General features: G+C 32.6%; 18 protein-coding genes. 3 read left to right on the top strand and 15 right to left on the bottom strand.

Annotated elements, in window-relative coordinates:
- Window positions 1–170: 170 nt before the first annotated feature.
- Window positions 171–395: a hypothetical protein gene (locus AAC024_RS00645; RefSeq protein ID WP_339893179.1), complete on the bottom strand. Its 225-nt coding sequence runs from the start codon at window positions 393–395 to the stop codon at window positions 171–173.
- 147 nt (window positions 396–542) lie between these two features.
- On the opposite strand from AAC024_RS00645, the gene dnaG reads away from it, so the two are divergent.
- The gene (gene dnaG, locus AAC024_RS00650) at window positions 543–2,501 is read left to right on the top strand and encodes a DNA primase (protein ID WP_339893180.1); all 1,959 of its coding nucleotides are present in this window, start codon (window positions 543–545) and stop codon (window positions 2,499–2,501) included.
- Window positions 2,502–2,746: 245 nt separating this feature from the next.
- Here the strand turns inward: dnaG and AAC024_RS00655 are convergent, their stop codons facing one another.
- Both AAC024_RS00655 and nadE read right to left on the bottom strand, forming a co-directional pair.
- Window positions 2,747–3,376 (bottom strand): response regulator transcription factor, encoded by a 630-nt coding sequence (locus tag AAC024_RS00655; RefSeq protein ID WP_339893181.1) that lies wholly within the window; start codon window positions 3,374–3,376, stop codon window positions 2,747–2,749.
- Between the two features lie 97 nt (window positions 3,377–3,473).
- Window positions 3,474–4,262 carry an NAD(+) synthase gene (gene nadE / locus AAC024_RS00660; RefSeq protein WP_339893183.1) on the bottom strand — a complete coding sequence of 263 codons (789 nt, stop codon included), beginning with the start codon at window positions 4,260–4,262 and terminating at the stop codon, window positions 3,474–3,476.
- A gap of 137 nt (window positions 4,263–4,399) precedes the next feature.
- Between nadE and gldB the strand changes: the two genes are divergently transcribed.
- Complete coding sequence (gldB, locus tag AAC024_RS00665) at window positions 4,400–5,362, top strand: gliding motility lipoprotein GldB (protein WP_339893185.1); 963 nt, start codon at window positions 4,400–4,402, stop codon at window positions 5,360–5,362.
- On the top strand, window positions 5,362–5,700 hold the full coding sequence (gldC, locus tag AAC024_RS00670) for a gliding motility protein GldC (protein WP_339893186.1): 339 nt from the start codon (window positions 5,362–5,364) through the stop codon (window positions 5,698–5,700). The genes gldB and gldC overlap by 1 nt, the downstream gene beginning before the upstream one ends.
- A 23-nt stretch (window positions 5,701–5,723) precedes the next feature.
- On the opposite strand, the gene AAC024_RS00675 is transcribed toward gldC, so the two are convergent.
- From AAC024_RS00675 to AAC024_RS00730, 12 genes are all read right to left on the bottom strand, one after another.
- Window positions 5,724–6,200 (bottom strand): hypothetical protein, encoded by a 477-nt coding sequence (locus tag AAC024_RS00675; protein ID WP_339893187.1) that lies wholly within the window; start codon window positions 6,198–6,200, stop codon window positions 5,724–5,726.
- Window positions 6,201–6,496: 296 nt separating this feature from the next.
- A complete protein-coding gene (locus tag AAC024_RS00680) occupies window positions 6,497–7,261 on the bottom strand; it encodes an SOS response-associated peptidase (protein ID WP_339893189.1) in 765 nt (254 codons plus the stop codon).
- 79 nt (window positions 7,262–7,340) lie between these two features.
- A complete protein-coding gene (locus AAC024_RS00685; RefSeq protein ID WP_339893190.1) occupies window positions 7,341–7,688 on the bottom strand; it encodes a VOC family protein in 348 nt (115 codons plus the stop codon).
- Between the two features lie 91 nt (window positions 7,689–7,779).
- Window positions 7,780–8,406, bottom strand: coding sequence for a peptide deformylase (gene def / locus AAC024_RS00690; RefSeq protein ID WP_339893191.1), 627 nt, complete (start codon window positions 8,404–8,406; stop codon window positions 7,780–7,782).
- Window positions 8,407–8,437: 31 nt separating this feature from the next.
- Window positions 8,438–9,715 carry a rod shape-determining protein RodA gene (rodA, locus tag AAC024_RS00695; RefSeq protein ID WP_339893251.1) on the bottom strand — a complete coding sequence of 426 codons (1,278 nt, stop codon included), beginning with the start codon at window positions 9,713–9,715 and terminating at the stop codon, window positions 8,438–8,440.
- The gene (mrdA, locus tag AAC024_RS00700; RefSeq protein WP_339893192.1) at window positions 9,715–11,655 is read right to left on the bottom strand and encodes a penicillin-binding protein 2; all 1,941 of its coding nucleotides are present in this window, start codon (window positions 11,653–11,655) and stop codon (window positions 9,715–9,717) included. The genes rodA and mrdA overlap by 1 nt, the downstream gene beginning before the upstream one ends.
- A complete protein-coding gene (locus AAC024_RS00705; RefSeq protein WP_339893193.1) occupies window positions 11,652–12,158 on the bottom strand; it encodes a rod shape-determining protein MreD in 507 nt (168 codons plus the stop codon). Before AAC024_RS00705 ends, mrdA begins: the two co-directional genes overlap by 4 nt.
- Complete coding sequence (gene mreC / locus AAC024_RS00710; RefSeq protein ID WP_339893194.1) at window positions 12,159–12,974, bottom strand: rod shape-determining protein MreC; 816 nt, start codon at window positions 12,972–12,974, stop codon at window positions 12,159–12,161.
- A 172-nt stretch (window positions 12,975–13,146) separates the two neighbouring features.
- Window positions 13,147–14,175, bottom strand: a complete 1,029-nt coding sequence (locus tag AAC024_RS00715) for a rod shape-determining protein (protein WP_339893196.1) — start codon at window positions 14,173–14,175, stop codon at window positions 13,147–13,149.
- Between the two features lie 510 nt (window positions 14,176–14,685).
- Entirely contained in the window at window positions 14,686–15,135 is a 450-nt protein-coding gene (locus AAC024_RS00720) for a hypothetical protein (RefSeq protein ID WP_339893197.1), read from the bottom strand.
- Window positions 15,136–15,173: 38 nt separating this feature from the next.
- Window positions 15,174–15,431 (bottom strand): hypothetical protein, encoded by a 258-nt coding sequence (locus tag AAC024_RS00725; protein ID WP_339893198.1) that lies wholly within the window; start codon window positions 15,429–15,431, stop codon window positions 15,174–15,176.
- A gap of 51 nt (window positions 15,432–15,482) precedes the next feature.
- Entirely contained in the window at window positions 15,483–15,779 is a 297-nt protein-coding gene (locus AAC024_RS00730; protein WP_339893199.1) for a hypothetical protein, read from the bottom strand.
- Window positions 15,780–15,926 lie beyond the last annotated feature (147 nt).

Below are 15,926 nucleotides of genomic sequence, written 5' to 3' on the forward strand. Positions count from 1 at the left end.
AGTATCAAGCGATTAAAAATAAACTGATAGGGCGCAAAAAGAAACAAATTTAATTTTGCTGTGTTTCCGTCCAGACACTAATTAAACAAAAAACTATACTTAATGTACTAAAAAAACCGAAAAATCATTTTCGGCTTTTTAATGTTTTAATATTTTTTTGATGTTTTGGTTCATTCTATAATTTCGTAGTCAATATTTAGTTTTCGTAACACTCTTAAAGCAGAACCAGAGTTTTTATCTTCCACTTCAATATCTACAGCGTCTCCTTCTAAGAGCATATCTGTAAGTTCATTAGACAATGATGCATCAATGTTAGATGAAATCTCTGCAATACAATTGGCGATTGCTCTTCTATCTGGCCTCTGAGCATCACAAGACAATAAATTTAATTTCATAATAATAATAATAATAATTTATTAATGTAATATACTACAATTGAGATTAGATAATCAAAAGATTTCATTTAATAAACTACAAGAGTTTTATATATTGAAGAATGTATTATTTTATCTTACTTTTACATTCCACAAAATCATTCTGTTTTGATATCACCATCATCCATCGATCAAGTATTTGAAACCGCCCGAGTAGAGGAGGTAATTGGTGATTTTGTTCAGCTTAAAAAAGCAGGTAGTAACTTTAAAGGCTTAAGCCCGTTTAGTGATGAGCGCTCACCAAGTTTTATGGTATCGCCAGTAAAACAAATCTGGAAAGATTTCTCTACAGGGAAAGGTGGCACTGCGGTGTCTTTTTTAATGGAGCATGAACATTTTACGTATCCTGAAGCTATAAGATATCTGGCTAAAAAGTACAATATTGAAATAGAGGAAACCGAACAATCTTCTGAACAAAAGGAAAAAGCAAACGAACGTGAGAGTTTATATTTGGTTAGCGAATTTGCTAGCACTTATTTTCAAAAGGTATTGCATAAAACCGACCAAGGAAAATCAATAGGATTAAGCTATTTTAAAGAACGTGGTTTTACTGAAGAAACTATTAAAAAGTTCGATTTAGGATATTCCTTAAACCAATGGCAAGCGTTTACAGATGAGGCTTTAAAACAAGGCTATAATATTGATTTTTTGCAAAAAACCGGGCTTACCATTGTAAAGGAAGATAAACGCTTTGACAGGTTTAAGGGGCGCGTTATGTTCCCTATAAAAAGTATGAGTGGGCGCGTTTTGGGTTATGGCGGACGTATTCTTATAGCCGATAAAAAAGCTGCTAAATATGTAAACTCACCAGAGAGTAATATTTACCATAAAAGTAAAGTATTGTATGGCATTTATAATGCAAAACAAAGTATAGCTAAAGAAGATAATTGTTATTTGGTTGAAGGTTATACGGATGTCATTCAGTTTCATCAAACAGGAATACATAATGTCGTGTCTTCTTCAGGAACGGCTTTAACTTCTGAACAGATAAGACTTATAAACCGACTTACAAAAAACATCACCGTACTTTTTGATGGAGATGCTGCTGGTATGCGCGCATCGCTTCGTGGTATAGATTTAATTTTGGAACAAGGCATGAATGTTAAAGTCTGCACTTTTCCAGAAGGTGAAGATCCTGATAGTTTTGCCAAACAAAATACTTTAGAGGAGTTAGCTATATATTTAAACGACAATGCCAAAGACTTTATTCAGTTTAAGGCTTCTATATTGTTTGAAGACTCTAAAAATGACCCGATAAAGAAAGCCGAAACAGTTAGAGATATTGTTAACAGTATTTCAAAAATTCCTGACCGTATTAAAAAAGAAATTTATATTCAGGAATGTGCCAGAATCATGGATATAAGTGAGGAAGTACTGTTTAGTACTTTGGCTCAAATAATTAAAAAAGAATCTCAAGAAGAAAACAAACAATATCAAAAAAAACAAAAGGCTTTTGAAGTTATTAAGCATCAACAACCTGTTGAAAAAGTTGATAGACAGGATGTTTTAGAGCGTCAAATCATTGAGATACTTTTACTTTATGGTAATATAGAAGAGGATTTTGAAGATTTAGTTTTAAAAGAGAATGATAAAGGAGAACTAGCTTTGGAACCCGTAATTCAGCAAGCTAAGGTGTTTGAAAAAGTATTCTTAGATTTGCAGGATGATGAAATGGAGTTTTCTAATGAGCGATTTAAAGTATTGTATTATACGATTATAGATAAATTAAATCAAAACCCTAACTTTAAACTTAAAAGTCTGGTTAATACGGTTGATGTTGAATTGGCTTCTAGCATGACTTCTTTCTTAATGAACGATGAGCAGCATAATTTAGATGACTGGGAAAGGAAAAATATTTTTACAAAAGGTAAGTTAGAAGGGTTAACTCAATTGGTGTCACAAACAATTTTAAGCCTGCGCTGTTTTTTAATTGATCAGAAAGTTAATGTTTTTATGCATGAAACACAGTCGGATAAGAGTAAACAAAATAAAGAGGTGCTTATTGAAGTTAAAGAATATTTAAATTTAAAAACTCTTTTAGCCAGAAAATTGGATAGAGTTTTATAACTATTGTTAGTTCTTGGGTAACTAATAAATATTTTTCCTAAAAAAAAGCAAAGACTATAGATCAACTTGTAAGCGAAACCATTTTAAGTTTATGTTGCTTTTTAATAGACCAAAAGGTAAAAGAATTTCAGCAAGAAACGCTACAAAATAAAATAGACCCGAATAGAAATATACTTGAAGAAGTAAAAGACTATTCGGGTCTAAAAATGTTGTTAACTAGAAAACTAAACAGAGTATTGTAATTACTATACTTGTTGGCTTAGTTTAGCTTGATTAACTAAATCAACTAAATTAGTAACCTTAAGCTTTCGCATGAGTCTAGCTTTATAAGTACTAACTGTTTTTTCATTAATATCTAATTCCTTAGAAATTTCTTTGTTTTTCCTACCAATAGTAAGAAGCTTTAATACTTCGGCTTCTCTAGTAGAAAGTTTCTTGTAAAAAGTACCGCCTTTATTTACTCTAGTGCCAAAGGCAAGTTGCTGAGTTAAGTCATTGCTTAAATGAATACCACCATCATGTACTTTTAAAATGGCTTCATTAATAGTAATCACATTAACAGATTTGTTTATGTAACCAGCAGCGCCAGCTTTAATGGCGTTAATGGCATAAACTTCTTCAGGTTGTGCGCTTAAAATAATGGTTTTAATGTCTGGAAAATCATTTTTCAAATAACGTAAAACAGTTAACCCATTTAATTTTGGGAAATCGGCTTCAGTTAAAATAATGTCTACAGGATTTTTCTTTACAAAATCCAAGATGGCTTCGCCATCATCTACACTTCCAACAACTTTTATGTTGGACGATGCTGAAAAAAGAACTTCAAGTCCTTTTCTCGTAATTGGGTGGTTGTCTGCTATTAATAATTTTATCATAATAAAAAGCTTTTTTTTAAATAACTAATTGAGAGATAGTTAAGGTGAGAGGTAAGCTTGACGTAAATGTAAGACTTTTTTAAATAATCTGCAATAGTTATACTAAATTAGTGGGGATTTCGCAAATTGGAATGGGAATCATCTTATGCTTGTTAGAATTGTTATAGCGTTTGTATATTTTAAACACCTCTTGTTCTCTTCCTGAAAAGGCATCTGCAGTTTTTCCTTCGTCATCCATTTTCATAGCCCATTCAAGTTCTGGGTATGAAGCCCCAATTTGGTCTTCATCACTTCTTGTATCTCCAAATAAACCATCACTTGGTGCTGCTTTCATTATAGATTTAGGCACTTTTAAAAATTCACCTATTTTATAAACCTCCGATTTTAACAAGTCTGCAATCGGGCTTAAATCAACACCGCCATCACCATATTTGGTATAAAAACCAACACCAAAATCCTCAACTTTATTTCCTGTTCCTGCAACTAATAATCCATAAAGGCCAGCATAGTAGTAAAGGGTAGTCATTCTTAATCTGGCACGAGTGTTGGCTAAAGCCATATCTACTGTAGCTTGGTCACCATCCATAAAAATTTCGGTTTTAAACTCCTCAAAAACGGGTGTTAAGTCGGTACGAGTATCATCAACATTATCAAAACGGTCTTTAAGTTGTGCAATATGCTCTTGAGCTCTGGTAACATGGCTTTCGGCTTGATGGATAGGCATTTCTACACATAAAACGCTAAGGCCAGTTTTGGCACATAATGTAGAAGTTACTGCAGAGTCAATTCCTCCAGAAACCCCAACTACAAAACCATTTACACCAGCATTTGTAGCATAATCTTTAAGCCAATTTACGATATGATTTACAACTTTTTCTGTTTTCATTTTAAATGAATTTATATTTAATACTATTTGTTCTTTTACAATAATTTTAAAGAACAAATAGTATAAGAATAGTACCTTTGCAAACAAAAATAAACCTTACGTTCAATTTATAAAAATTTATGTCGTTTAAGTTTTCTATGAAACCCATATTATTGTTTTTATTAGTTGTGATGATTGCTGTATCTTGTAAAAAAGATAAGGCTTTAGAACATGAAATAGCTAAGCTTAAAAGCGATGTGCAAATAGAACGTTTTGACAGGTTATTTGCTCAAGTTACCGCAAACAAACTGCCTGATATAAAAAGGGCGTATCCATTTATGTTTTCTGAAAAATATCCAGATTCATTTTGGTTAGCGAAGACAAAAGACACCTTACAAATTCAATTATTTAATGAAGTTGATAAAGTGTTTGCAAATATTGAAGACACTGAAATTGAAATAGAATCGTTATTCAACCATATAAAATATTATTTCCCAGAGTTTAGTCCGCCAAGAATAATTACCACCACAAATGATGTAGATCATAGAAATAGAATAATCGTTACAGATACTATTACAGTAATAGCTTTAGATTCTTATTTAGGGAGCACACACGAATTTTACGGAGGTATTGCAAACTTTTTAAAAGCGAACTTAAACAAAGCACAAATTGTAGTGGACCTCGCCAACGAATACGCAAAAAAATACACCTATCATCCAGAGCGTAAAACCTTGCTAGATGAAATGATTTATTTTGGGAAGCTATTATATTTTAAGGATGTTATGGTGCCTTTTAAAACGGAAGCAGAACGCATAGGTTATACTGAAGCCCAACTAAATTGGGCCATTACCAACGAAAGCTATATATGGCGTTTTTTAGTAAGCCGCGAATTGTTGTTTAGTACAGATTCAAAATTACCACGCAGATTTATAAACCCTGCTCCTTTTTCTAAGTTTTATTTAGAAGGTGTTGATGCAGATTCTCCCGGGCGATTGGGGCAATATATAGGTTGGCAAATAGTACGAGCTTATATGGAGCAGAATGACGCATCTTTAAAAGACATGCTAATAAAAAACACTGAAGATATTTTCAATAATTCAAAGTTTAAACCACGTAAATAATGGCAGCAGATACGATTACTTCTAAAATAGAGCTTAATATAGAATTGGATGACAACCGAGTGCCAGAAAAAATACATTGGACAGCTCAGGATGGTGGTATAACTAATGAAGAAGCCAAGGCGATGATGCTTGCAGTTTGGGATGCTAAAACACAAGAAACATTGCGTATAGACTTATGGACAAAAGATATGCCAGTGGATGAAATGAAAGTGTTTTTTCATCAAACCTTAGTAGCTATGAGTGATACCTTTTATAGAGCCACTCAAGACGATAAAATGAGTGCTACAATGAAAGATTTTTGTGATTATTTTGCTGAGAAACTTGAGTTGAAAAAGTAATGCATGAATCTCTTAAATGGGTATTAAAAATTCATTGATAATCCAACACCGTTTGCATTTGCAATAATCATAAATTCAGGTTTTAATTTTTGGTTTGCAGTTGAATTTAAAGACGCATTATAAAGTTCTACAGCTTGGTTAATCTTTTTATTAGCACGTGATGAAATTGGAATTCCAATAATTAATAGTCCAGCACCAATACCTGCTAAAGTCCAATTGGCGTCACCGCCACCTATTGAAGTGCTTATTGGCCATCCAATTAAACCTCCGCCAGCAAAACCTAAAATAGCTCCAAAACTACGGTTTGCTCTTCCTTTTTTAATTAACTCGAAAGCCTTAGTATTAGATTCTATAACAGATGCTAAATCACCAATAGACATAAGGGCATCATTTTGGGTGTATTTGTAACCTCCAAATACTTTTTCAATGTCAATTTTTTGTGCGTTACAAAATGTTAGAGTTGTTATAACAAGAGCGAGTGTTAACGTTATTCTTTTCATTTTTATTTAGAATTTGAGTTAGATTGTCTAATGTATTAAAAATTTGATTTTCTTTTTAGTTAATTGCATATTTCAAATACTCTCCTGTCTTACCTTCTAGCTTAAGATTACGTTGTATTATTCTAAAGAATCTTATCATTGCTTGTTGGTTTATTATAAGCACAACGTGTTCACTTAAGGTTAGTTACTTTGGCTAGAAACTAAATTAGTAAAAGAAAACCAACCAGAGGAAAATCTTTAGTATTTTCAAGGGAATCATTGGGCAAGCAGAACTTTTTAATCGTTATTAGGAAACCTTAAAATTCAAGGTCTTCATAAACAACTAAATCTGAAATTGTTTTTACATTTCCTGCGTATTCTTTTCCGCGTAATTTGCTCACTGTATGTGCTTTCAATTTGTCTTCTGGATAACTTTGTATCAAATCTTGGATTTGCTGTTTGTCTAAATCATCATCAATAGACATCAGCCATTGATCTTCTAGTTCTTCTGGTAAAATTAATGGCATTCTTGGGTCTTTAATTTTTGGGTTATTATGGATTTTGGTCATCATAGAATTCGCTTCTACTGTGACAATTGTAAAAGTATTCATTCTGCCATTCGTCTCTGGGTTAATCCACTCGCTCCACAATCCAGCTAAAGCGATAGGGTTTTCATCTTTGCGCTGAATGAAAAATGGATATATTTTTTTATTGAAATGATGATGCTCATAAAATCCATCGATATAGATTATACATCTGTGAGTTTTGGCAGCTTGTCTAAAAGAAGGTTTTTCAAAAATTGTTTCTCCTCGCGCATTAAGCGTACTATTCCAAAACTTTTTCTGTTGTTCTTCGTCTTTTACCCAAGGAGGCACAAGCCCCCAAGTTGCTACATAAGGGAATTCAGGTGATTCACCAGTGTATATGAGTAATTCAGGATGACTAAATCCAGAAGCATGATGTATTGGCAAATCTGTAAAAGGAATAAGTTTTTCCAAAATCTCCTCAACTGCAGCTAAGTCGCCTCTTCTTTTGGCTCTCTTAAGTTGAGCTTCATAACTTGCTTTAATATCGTAGCACATGTTTAAATAATGTTACCTGACTTATTTGTTTAATATTAATTGCTTTGTTTGTTATATTTTTTTCTGAATCGCAAATCATCTAGTTGTCAGACCAAACAGCAAGTTCGTTTCCTGCTGGGTCAATGAAATGAAATCTCCGGCCTCCCGGAAAAGAAAAAATATCTTTTGAAATTTTACCGCCTGATTCGTTGATTTTATTTTTTATCAAGTCAAGATTTTTATGATACAAAACAACTAATGCACCGTTTACAATTTCATTTTCCGTTTTTTCAAATCCGCCTTGAAGTCCACTTTCTGAAAAAGCGATATATGTTGCCCCATAATCAGTAAAAACCCAATCAAAAGATGTGGTGTAAAATTTTTTTATTTTTTCAAGATTTTTAGCTTTGAATTCAACGTAATTGATGTGATTGTCTATTATATCCATTTCTATTAATTTAATTTTTTCAAATTGACGATAACTAAAAGGTGTATATCAATAAATACATTGAATAACTAGGGAGGGTTGCCCGTTAGCATTATGGTTTAATATCTCGCATATCTTTCTTCAAATGATCCAGATATAAAATACCATTTAGGTGGTCTATTTCGTGTTGAAAAACAACGGATGTAAAACTATTTACAATTTCAGATTTATGTTCGGCATTCATAGTGTCATATTCAATGGTGATAGCAAAAGATCGACTACTAAGTGTTTCTGTTCTATCTGGAATAGACAAACAGCCTTCTTTCATTGTTTGTTTGTTTTCAGAATAAGACACAATTTTCGGGTTTAAGTACACTTCAAAAGGAAAGTTTTCTTTATCAAAGCGTTGCACCCAAATAATATTTTTTAAAACACCAACTTGAGGTGCCGCAATACCAACACCCATAGACATACTATCTCTTACTGTAGCATAAAGGCGTTTTATAAAATTTTGTAAAATGGGATCTTTTGGGTTTGGTTTTATGTAGCTGCTTTTTGCTCTTAACAGTAAAGAATCTTTTTTGTTATTAATTTTATAGACCCGCATAGGTTTTAAACTATCAGCATTCATAATTAATGTTACTTCTTCCGCAGAAAAAGATTTTTTTATAACATTTTTAGTGCTAGAACACCCAACAATTAAGCTCAGAATAAAAATAAAGAAGACGTGATTTTTCATCAGAGTGAAATAATTAAAAGCCGATTATCGGCTACCATTCGTTTATTCGGTTGGAATCTAATTTAATAAAAATAAAAATTAGAATAGTAAATGCCCAAAGGCCAGAGCCACCATAACTAAACATAGGTAGCGGAATACCAATAGTTGGAATTAATCCCATAACCATACCTATATTAATGAAAAAATGGATGAAAATAATAGAGGCAACGCCATAACCATAAACTCTACTAAATTGTGATTTTTGTAGTTCAGCTAAATGCAGGATACGTATTAATAGCAACACGAAAATAATCACAACAAAGGCGCTGCCTAAAAACCCCCATTCTTCGCCAACGGTACTAAAAATATAATCAGTGTGTTGTTCTGGGACAAATTTCCCTGTTGTTCTGGTGCCTTCCATAAAACCTTTACCCGTAAAACCGCCAGAGCTAATGGCTTTTTCAGATTCATTTAAGTTATAAGCAAAAGTGCGTTTCATTTGCTCAAGTTTTTGTGGGTCTTTTTCTAAACGCAACCAAAGGCTAATTCTATCTTGCTGATGCGATTTTAATATACTCTGATAAAAGAATTTTACTCCAAACGAAAGCGCAATAGCTATTAGAAGAAAAAAGAAGGATTGAAATATTTTTAGTTTTTTTTTGCTTAAAAAATGAAAACCAATTAGAAACAATAAAGCAAGAATAGACGTTTTGGTGGCTCCAAATTTTAATGAGAGTACAGATAATATAATAAAAGAAACACCAATCGTTAAATAATATTTTGGTAATCCTTCACGATACAAAACGAAGAAGAAAGCACCGTAAACAATAGTGCTGCCCGTATCATTTTGAAGCAAAACCAAAATGGCTGGAATGATGATGATAGCGAAGGTTCGTATTTGGTCTTTAAACGAATTGATGTTTGTGTTTAAATCACTAATATATTTAGCAACTGCTAGTGCTGTAGCTATTTTGGCAAATTCACTGGGTTGTAAAGTCATCCCTCCAATATCATACCATGAAGTAGCACCGTTTACGGTTTTCCCGAAAAGGAAAAGGCCAACCAATGACAACATGGAAACTATGTAAATAACACCTGAAAATCGTTCGTAAAATTTAGCATCTATGCTTAGTAAGAGGATAATTAAAATGAACGTTAAAAAAATAAATGTAAGTTGTTTACCGAAAGGTTGCGAGAGATCAAAATAATTTATGGTGGCTCCTGCATGTGATGCCGATAATATATTTAACCAGCCAAACCCAACTAATAGAAAGAAAAGAATAATAGTAATCCAATCGAATTTAAAATGTCTGTTAGTATTCCTAACCATCATTTATTAGGTTTATTAATTGTGTTTAAGAGTTTTTTAAGTCTACGGTATTCCTTTTCTTCAACTATTTGTAACGACGTCTGGCCATTTATTTTAAAAGGTTCACCAGAATAGGGTTTAGCATATTCTTCTTCTAAACTATGTTTTAAAAGCCATTCTTCTAAATCTGTTCGTGTGATAGAGCCTTTAATATACTTTTCAATCATTAAACTGGCCACTTTACCTGCAAAACGACTTCCCCAATATCCGTTTTCAACAAAAACAGCTATAGCTATTTTAGGATTGTCTTTTGGGGCGAATGCTACAAAAATGGAATGGTCAGTCAATTGGGTTTTTTCACCATCAATCTTTATGAAATTTTCCGCAGTTCCTGTTTTACCGCATATCTCAATATCTTTTACCCGTAATGATGCCGCAGTACCTTTGTTGAAAACATCAAACATACCCTGTACTATAGGTTCAAAATGCTGTTTATCAATAGTTGTATGTTTGGGGGTTGTATAATTTTCGTCAATGGTTTTACCCTCAATAGCTTTTATAATGTGAGGTGTGTAAAAATAGCCTCTATTCCCTATGGCTGCCACCATATTTGCTAATTGAATTGGCGTGGCTTCCACTTCACCCTGCCCAATAGCGTTGGAGATGTTATAGGTTGAAGCCCATCTATTTTTGCCATACCATTTGTCGTAAAAATCACCATCTGGAATACGACCTTTGTTGCCAATTTTTAAATCGTAACCTAAATAATTACCTAAACCAAAACTTTTTACATGATTGCTCCAAACATCCATTCCGTCATGGGCATTCTCATATTTTTCAATTATACGTCTGTAAACATTAGCAAAATAAGCATTACATGATTGTGCAATACCATCTGTCATACTTAGGGGTGTCCTATGGTGATGACAACCTGTAAGCTTTCTGCTACCTAAATAATACCCCATTCTGCACCCAAACTTTTCATCGGTTGTTACAACATTTTCTTGTAATCCAATTAGGGCATTTAATACTTTAAAAGGTGAGCCAGGGGGATATTGAGCTTTTAAACTTCTGTCAAATAAGGGCTTTGCAATGGTGTCATAATAAAGTTTTGTGAAATTTTTAGAGCGTTCTCTTCCTACTAATAAATTTGGGTTATAAGATGGCGCAGATACCATAGCTAGAATTTCGCCAGAACTAGGCTCAATAGCAATAATTCCCCCGCGTTTGTTCTGCATGAGTAATTCACCATAAGCTTGAAGTTCTGCATCAATAGTTATGGTAATATCTTTTCCTTGTTCAGGAATAGTATCAAATTTTCCATCCTTATATGGGCCAATATTTCTATTAAATCTGTCTTTTTGAATAAACTTAATGCCTTTAATGCCTCGGAGTGTGTTTTCGTAAGAAACCTCAACGCCTTGTTTGCCTTTTAAATCTCCCATTTTATAGTAGGGGTCTCTTTTTATGTCGTCATTATTAACCTCGCCAATATCTCCTAATACATTAGCGCCAATAGTGGTTTCGTAATCTCTCAAAGAACGTTTTTGAATATAAAACCCATCAAATTTTCGCATTTTCTCTTGCAAAACGGCATAATCTTCTTTGGATAGATGCGATACAAATACCGAGGGTAATCTTGGAGAATAGCGTTTTGCTTTGTTGTATTTTTTTATGAATTGTTCTTTGTCAATTTTTAATAAAGAACAAAACTCTAAGGTATCTAGAGGTTCAACTTCACGTGGAATAACCATCACATCATAAGATGGTTGATTAGCTACAAGTAAATTACCATTTCTGTCGTAAACAAAACCACGTTTGGGATAGTCGTAAACTTTTCTAATAGCATTATCTTCAAACAAACTATAATTATTCGCATCGTATATCTGCAAGTAGAAGAGTCTTGAAAGAAACAAAATGCCTACTGCAATTATAGAAATGAAAAGTAAAAATTGTCTCATTTGGATTTTCTAGTAAAAATTATAGTTACTGCAATACTTATTATAATAGTGAATATACTTGAGAATAACGTTTTTTGGAAGATGAAAATTATTTTAGAAATGCTAAATATTTCTAAAGAAAATAAAACAAAGTGATGTAATACTGTAAGTAGTGTAAAATAAGTGAGTTTTGAGCCAAAATCTACAGTATTGAATTTTATAGATTGATGCTCATATATCATTCCAAAAGAAGATTTTAAAATTACAGGTCTTATGTAGGCTATAAATACAGAAGCTCCCGCATGAATGCCTCCAGTGTCTGAAAACATGTCTATGGTTATGCCCAAAAGAAAACTTAGCATGATAAGCACAACACGATTGTTTTTTACAGGAAATAAGGCAATAAAAAGAATGTATATGTAAGGATTTATATAGCCTAAAAAGTTAATATGGTTCAATATTAGTACCTGTACGAATACTAAAGCAATAAATCGGATGGTATGTATTGAAAAGATACTATTCATTTAATTATTGCTTAGTAAATTTTTAATTTCTTCTTTATTTACATTTTCAATAATGTAAACATGTTCAACACTTGTCATGTCATTAAACAGCTTTAAATTAATTTCATAATAATTCTCAGCTTGGTCGAGTTTAAATTCTGTAACAACACCAATTGGTATGCCTTTTGGAAAAATAGAAGATTGCCCTGATGTAATAATAGTGTCTCCAATTTTAACAGGAGCAATTTTAGGGATGTCTGTAAGTTGTGTGAATTCAGAAGAATCTCCATCCCAAATTAATGATCCTAGATGATTTGTATTTTTTAATAGTGCACTTATACTACTTGTGGTATTTAAAATGGATATGACTGTGGAATAATTATTACTTGTTTTATCAATAATGCCAATAATACCCTTTGATGAAATAACACCAAAATCTTGTTTTATGCTGTCGGTTTTACCTTTATTAAGCGTTAAAACATTATTGCTTAATGAGTAGCTGTTTTTTATAATGTTTGAAGTATAAAAGCGATATGATTTTCCAAACATGAGACTGTCAACAAAAATAGAATCTGCATTAATTCCATTATTGAGTAAAAGTGATCGTAATTGTTTATTTTCTTCTGAAAGCAGCTGGTTTTGAGACTTTAAATTGAAATAACTACTAACGTTATTTATAGAATTGTAAACGCCACCAGTTAAAAAATTAGCCGAATTAATAAACTTACTTTTATGGTAAGAGTGCGATTGGATGGTGAATAAAAGAGAAAAACCAAACAGCAACAAGAACAACAAAAAGTTTTTGTTTCTTATTATAAAATTAATAATCTGTTGCATGGGTTATACCAATTGAATTTTAAAATGATGTATAAATAAATTGAATTATTCTTTGATTAGTCAAGGCTGAAAATTTAAGCATAGTATTTGCTACGGTTACATTTTTAAACGAAGAATAAGCAAAAAAGAAACAATTTATATGCATTATTTTGATGTTTAATTGGTATTCTCTCTATTTTATCAATACACTTTTGTATTTAGGTAAATTTTTAAGTGTAATACCTGTGCCTCTCACTACCGCTCGTAATGGGTCTTCGGCAATATAAACGGGTAAATCTGTTTTTTGAGATAAACGTTTGTCTAAACCACGTAACATAGAACCACCACCTGCTAAATAAATACCTGTGTTGTATATATCAGCTGCTAATTCTGGAGGTGTTTGAGATAAGGTTTCCATAACGGCATCTTCAATACGAAGGATGGACTTATCTAACGCTTTTGCAATTTCTCTGTATGAAATTTGAACCTGCTTAGGTTTTCCTGTGAGTAAATCACGCCCTTGAACACTCATGTCTTCAGGAGGTAATTCTAAATCTTCAGTAGCAGCACCAATTTGTATTTTTATTTTTTCAGCAGTACGTTCTCCAACATAAAGATTGTGTTGCGTACGCATGTAATACACAATATCGTTAGTAAAAACATCACCTGCAATTTTAACCGATTTGTCGCAAACAATGCCGCCTAAAGCAATCACAGCAATTTCGGTAGTACCTCCACCAATATCTACTACCATGTTTCCTTTTGGTTGCATAATATCAACACCAATACCAATAGCCGCAGCCATAGGTTCATGTATTAAATACACCTCTTTACCATTTACACGTTCTGCACTTTCTTTTACAGCTCGCATTTCAACTTCTGTAATCCCTGAAGGAATACAAATAACCATACGTAATGCTGGTGTAAAGAATTTCTTTTTTAAAGCAGGTATATTTTTAATAAACATACTTATCATTTGCTCTGAGGCATCAAAATCTGCAATAACACCATCTTTGAGAGGACGAATGGTTTTAATATTCTCATGGGTTTTTCCTTGCATTAAACTAGCCTCTTGACCAACGGCAATAATTTTACCAGAAATCCTGTCGCGAGCTACTATAGAAGGTGCATCAACAACAACTTTATCGTTGTGAATAATAAGCGTATTTGCAGTACCTAAATCTATTGCAATTTCTTCTGTTAAGAAATCAAAAAATCCCATGTGTTATTAAAATTTTTAAGTGGTTTAAAATGAATCCCGTAAATGTAATAAAAGTTACTAAATATATGACTTTTAAGAGGTTCAAATTCTTGTTAAAATATAGTATATGATCCTTATACGTTATTCATCGAATTTTAGACTATTAAAAAGAGATGAATTTTTGGGCGTTACCACAAGGGTCGGGCTTTACGCTTCAAGTCCTCGCACCTCCTACGTCGGGCTGTGGGCTTTCCACTGCAATCCCTAACGCACTTATTTGCTATCTTACATTTTTTAAATTGAAAGTTATTTTGTTTTTGGAAAGGATCGTTTAACGTCTCGGCTATAGTTAGTAAGGGAATTAAAAGTACTGAACTTTCGATTAAGCACTTAGCCAAAGCTTTTTATTTTGTTTTATCTTTTCGTTTTAAAGCCAAATCAAAAAGATTTGGCGGACTTCATAAATATATGCAAACTTTGGTTTAAGCACCAAAACCCGTATTAATCATAGCCATTGTTGGGCTTTCCTGCCTACTTTTTCTTAAACGCAAAACATTTGAACTCATCTTCGTCCTTTTGGTCATGCCGTGTCATATTACATAGTATTTCCTCTTTCGGATTATCATTATTTAAACAAATCAGACACAGAGAAGGTTTTTTAATCAATTCGGAGTTTATCTCATATCCGTCATCATCAAAGAATCCTTTTATTTGTGTTTTATTCATTTCCGATATATTCTTGAGTCCCGGCGTGCTCTCTCTCTTTTTTAGAGCTAAATCAATTTCAAAATCCTCATTCGGATGACTTTCTCCTGTTATGCAGGTAAAACAACTATTTCCTAAAGAGGCAGAACCCACAACCCAAATATCATTCCCACAGGAACACCTTACTCCATTTTGATAAGCCTCTATTGCCGAATCTAATCTTTTTCGCAAATCCATCTCATTTTCAAAGGGATTATTTATGAGATGTTTTTCCACATACTTATTTATTGAAATCGATATAAACCCCATTTTACTTATCTGTTTAGTGCAAATTTAGAACGTGCTTTCCCATCATTCTTTATTTTTCTAATCTTACAATAGTTTATTAATTCATCAATATCCACTACAAAATCATTCACTATAAATCCCTTTGCAATTAATCCTTTTTTTGTCTTTTGGTATGCTTTATGCCACTCTTTCCAAGTATCATGCATACTATCCCTGTCATCTATCGATTCTAAAAAACGATTCCAATCTTCTTCCTTGTAAAATGTTAAGTTTACTCCTTCCATATTTTTACGTTTTTTTACATTCTGACTAAGGCCAAATTTCACTAGTGATTATCAGTTAGTTACAATTCTGAGTTCTTCGGAATTTAAACCAAATTTAGCAATATTTTTTTTAATTCTATTTACCATTCTTAGTTTTCGTTTCTGATCTAAGAATAAGTATTGAGTTGATGGAGAATAGGATACTTTTTTAGTAATCATAGTCCAAATAATAACAGCGAGTTTTCTAGCCATAGCACTTACAGCTGATTGCCTTCCTTTTCTATAAGCTACACTTTTAAAAAAGTCTGACAGATGTGTGTCTTTTAAATTTCCAATAGCATTTTCTGCCTGCCTTAGTGCAATTTTCAATCTGTTACTTCCTTTGGGTATTCTGTTGCTTAATATTTTCCCACCTTATATTTTATTGTTGGGAGCGAGCCTTAACCAAGAAGCAAATTGTTTGGATGTTTTAAACCTGAGTTCGATATAAAAATCTCCATTTTAAGGGTGAAAATC

Origin of the sequence: uncultured Algibacter sp., assembly GCF_963976535.1 — a bacterium.
Classification (GTDB): domain Bacteria; phylum Bacteroidota; class Bacteroidia; order Flavobacteriales; family Flavobacteriaceae; genus Algibacter_B.

Bases quoted from the DNA above. Each gene is read 5' to 3' on its own strand.
- AAC024_RS00675 (WP_339893187.1), bottom strand. From the start codon at position 6,200: ATGAAAAGAATAACGTTAACACTCGCTCTTGTTATAACAACTCTAACA.
- AAC024_RS00680 (WP_339893189.1), bottom strand. From the start codon at position 7,261: ATGTGCTACGATATTAAAGCAAGTTATGAAGCTCAACTTAAGAGAGCC.
- AAC024_RS00705 (WP_339893193.1), bottom strand. From the start codon at position 12,158: ATGAATAGTATCTTTTCAATACATACCATCCGATTTATTGCTTTAGTA.
- AAC024_RS00725 (WP_339893198.1), bottom strand. From the start codon at position 15,431: ATGGAAGGAGTAAACTTAACATTTTACAAGGAAGAAGATTGGAATCGT.
- mrdA (WP_339893192.1), bottom strand. From the start codon at position 11,655: ATGAGACAATTTTTACTTTTCATTTCTATAATTGCAGTAGGCATTTTG.
- AAC024_RS00685 (WP_339893190.1), bottom strand. From the start codon at position 7,688: ATGGATATAATAGACAATCACATCAATTACGTTGAATTCAAAGCTAAA.
- nadE (WP_339893183.1), bottom strand. From the start codon at position 4,262: ATGAAAACAGAAAAAGTTGTAAATCATATCGTAAATTGGCTTAAAGAT.
- def (WP_339893191.1), bottom strand. From the start codon at position 8,406: ATGAAAAATCACGTCTTCTTTATTTTTATTCTGAGCTTAATTGTTGGG.
- AAC024_RS00715 (WP_339893196.1), bottom strand. From the start codon at position 14,175: ATGGGATTTTTTGATTTCTTAACAGAAGAAATTGCAATAGATTTAGGT.
- rodA (WP_339893251.1), bottom strand. From the start codon at position 9,715: ATGGTTAGGAATACTAACAGACATTTTAAATTCGATTGGATTACTATT.
- gldB (WP_339893185.1), top strand. From the start codon at position 4,400: ATGAAACCCATATTATTGTTTTTATTAGTTGTGATGATTGCTGTATCT.
- AAC024_RS00645 (WP_339893179.1), bottom strand. From the start codon at position 395: ATGAAATTAAATTTATTGTCTTGTGATGCTCAGAGGCCAGATAGAAGA.
- mreC (WP_339893194.1), bottom strand. From the start codon at position 12,974: ATGCAACAGATTATTAATTTTATAATAAGAAACAAAAACTTTTTGTTG.
- gldC (WP_339893186.1), top strand. From the start codon at position 5,362: ATGGCAGCAGATACGATTACTTCTAAAATAGAGCTTAATATAGAATTG.
- AAC024_RS00655 (WP_339893181.1), bottom strand. From the start codon at position 3,376: ATGATAAAATTATTAATAGCAGACAACCACCCAATTACGAGAAAAGGA.